We start from the raw sequence: 817 nt of genomic DNA on the forward strand, positions 1-817 counted from the left end.
CGCTTCGAAACGTGATCACCCGAAGCGTCGAGGGAGCCCCACCGAGACAAGAACGATCTCTCTCGGCGAGTCGCTCACCTGGCAAATTTCACAGAGCAGGTCTGGTCAGATCTTCGAAGCGCCATCAGAGCGGAGTGACGAGAGATCGTCACGCTCCGTTCTGTGGGAGCCCGGAGGTGAGACTCCTCCGGGCCACCCGGCGGGGCAGGTAGAGCCGCCGGTCCACCAGTGCCCGTCCACGCCCAGTGGCATAGGCCAGGAACACCCCGACCTGGCTGTTCTCGATCCGCCCGGCGGTGCCGGTGTATTGGCGCTGGACCCCGGCCGAGTTGGTGCCCCTTTTCACAAAGCCTGTCTCATCGACGATGAGTACGCCAGCGGTACGGAAGGCGGGTGTGCCCGACGGGGTGGCCGTCGACACGGCGAACCGGCTGCAAGGTCGCGAGTACGACATCACGATCGTCTGGCATCCACTGTCCGGCCGCCGTGATGCCACGGCGTTCCATCTGGAGTCGGGGCGCTTGTGTGTGCTGACGTCCCGTCATCGTCATGCGTGCATCGTGGTCGCCAGAGCCGGCATCACCGATCTCCTCGACAGCCATCCTTCGAGTCCGAAGGTCCAGCTCAATGTGCCGATTAAGTTCCCCGATGGCTGGGCCGCCAACCACACCGTCCTCGCACATCTAGAGCCAACGCCGTTCAGTTAAGGGAGAGGGCTGTTCGTCAAGACCGATGAACAAAGCAGCGGAGCTGCTGTAGAAGAGGTCTGTCACTCCAAGACATCCTCACCACAGGAGCTCCGCTGTTGGAACAGGTT

The 817-nt window shown here is 62.7% G+C and carries 1 protein-coding gene and 1 pseudogene; one reads left to right on the forward strand and one right to left on the reverse strand.

Annotation, left to right across the window (positions count from 1 at the left end; all coding sequences use genetic code 11):
• Window positions 1-202 precede the first annotated feature (202 nt).
• Window positions 203-376, reverse strand: a pseudogene (locus E1267_RS43890) (transposase); the annotation flags it as partial.
• Between the two features lie 19 nt (window positions 377-395).
• Between E1267_RS43890 and E1267_RS43895 the strand changes: the two are divergent.
• Window positions 396-707, forward strand: a complete 312-nt coding sequence (locus tag E1267_RS43895) for a hypothetical protein (RefSeq protein ID WP_246064769.1) — start codon at window positions 396-398, stop codon at window positions 705-707.
• The last annotated feature ends 110 nt before the right edge of the window (window positions 708-817 follow it).

It is taken from the genome of Nonomuraea longispora, assembly GCF_004348345.1.
GTDB lineage: Bacteria > Actinomycetota > Actinomycetes > Streptosporangiales > Streptosporangiaceae > Nonomuraea > Nonomuraea longispora.